We start from the raw sequence: 1,161 nt of genomic DNA, 5'->3' as shown, positions 1-1,161 counted from the left end.
AGATCCGCGCTGCATTCCCCGGAATTCCACGATGAACCAAATAAATGCCTGTATAAATCAAAGCGATACTGTCTACCCCTCGCTTGGAGGTCGCTGGCCGTTGTCAGTTGGTAGTGTCGGCTCGAAATTCCACCATCGCCAGCTGTGCAACTTGGCCCGAACGGCCACCTTGTTAAGCTCGGTGGCTTGTTGATGCGATGGCGTTGTCGGCCGCGGTACTTGGCAGGATCCGCTTCGGATAGAGCGGCACTGGGAAATTGAAGGTGCTGCGCAAGTTGATACCTTCGATATGAGTGGGAGCGATTCGCCGCAACCGGTCCGCTTCAACCGGTTGTTCCAGACGAGCGTCGATATCGCGTTGCACGTCGGTGGCGTTCTACGCGATCAAGATGATCGAGAGCGGGCTCAATGCTGATGACACTACGGCGAGCGATTCCTGCGCAAGGTCCACCCGAATGCGGTCGATATCGATTGCCGATCCCTCATATGATGTCGCGCTCGCGAGCAACTTGTCGTTGCCTCTCGACATCCGCCGCGGTGCCCAGCGACCGATTCTGATCGCATCGGTGCGATAGAATGCCGTATTCTCGTTTGCCCATCCGATCTATTGCAACGATTCGCACGATGAAACGACTTCCACCGCTCAATTGGCTACGTGCATTCGAATCGTCAGCCCGGCACCTGAGTTTCACGCACGCGGCGACCGAGTTGAATCTGACCCAGGCCGCGATCAGCCAGCAGGTGAAAGGACTTGAAGCTCAGCTCGGTACGGCGTTATTCAAGCGCCTGCCGCGAGGCATCGAGTTGACCGAGGCCGGACTCGCCTACCTGCCAGTCGTGCATGAAGCGATAGAGCGGCTTGCTGCCGCCACCGACGAGATTTTCGGGCAAGGGCATCTGAAGGTGCTGACGGTGCGAGTGAGTCTGGTGTTTTTCACGCATTGGCTCGCATGGCGCATACCGGACTTTCGCAAGCGGTATCCGAACGTCAATCTACGCATTACGAGCAATATCTGGGGAGGCGATAGCAGCGTCACCGATGTCGAAGCTGATCTGGAGATCCGCTACGGGCACGGGAAATGGACGGGGTTGCGTGCTGAGCGACTGACCTGGGACACGCTGCTGCCGGTCTGTGCTCCCGGGTTGCTGTCTCCCAAAGCG

Annotated in this window: 1 protein-coding gene and 1 pseudogene; one reads left to right on the top strand and one right to left on the bottom strand. The window is 57.9% G+C overall.

The window, feature by feature from the left end; genetic code table 11:
* Positions 1-172 precede the first annotated feature (172 nt).
* A pseudogene (locus tag U5771_RS35130) lies at positions 173-475 on the bottom strand (Tn3 family transposase); the annotation flags it as partial.
* Between the two features lie 149 nt (positions 476-624).
* Between U5771_RS35130 and U5771_RS35125 the strand changes: the two are divergent.
* Positions 625-1,161: LysR family transcriptional regulator (locus tag U5771_RS35125; RefSeq protein ID WP_322028173.1), on the top strand; the 537-nt coding region annotated here is incomplete at its 3' end.

The organism is Burkholderia sp. BCC1977 (assembly GCF_905339595.1).
GTDB lineage: Bacteria > Pseudomonadota > Gammaproteobacteria > Burkholderiales > Burkholderiaceae > Burkholderia.
This window is presented reverse-complemented; position numbering and strand designations above follow the sequence as displayed.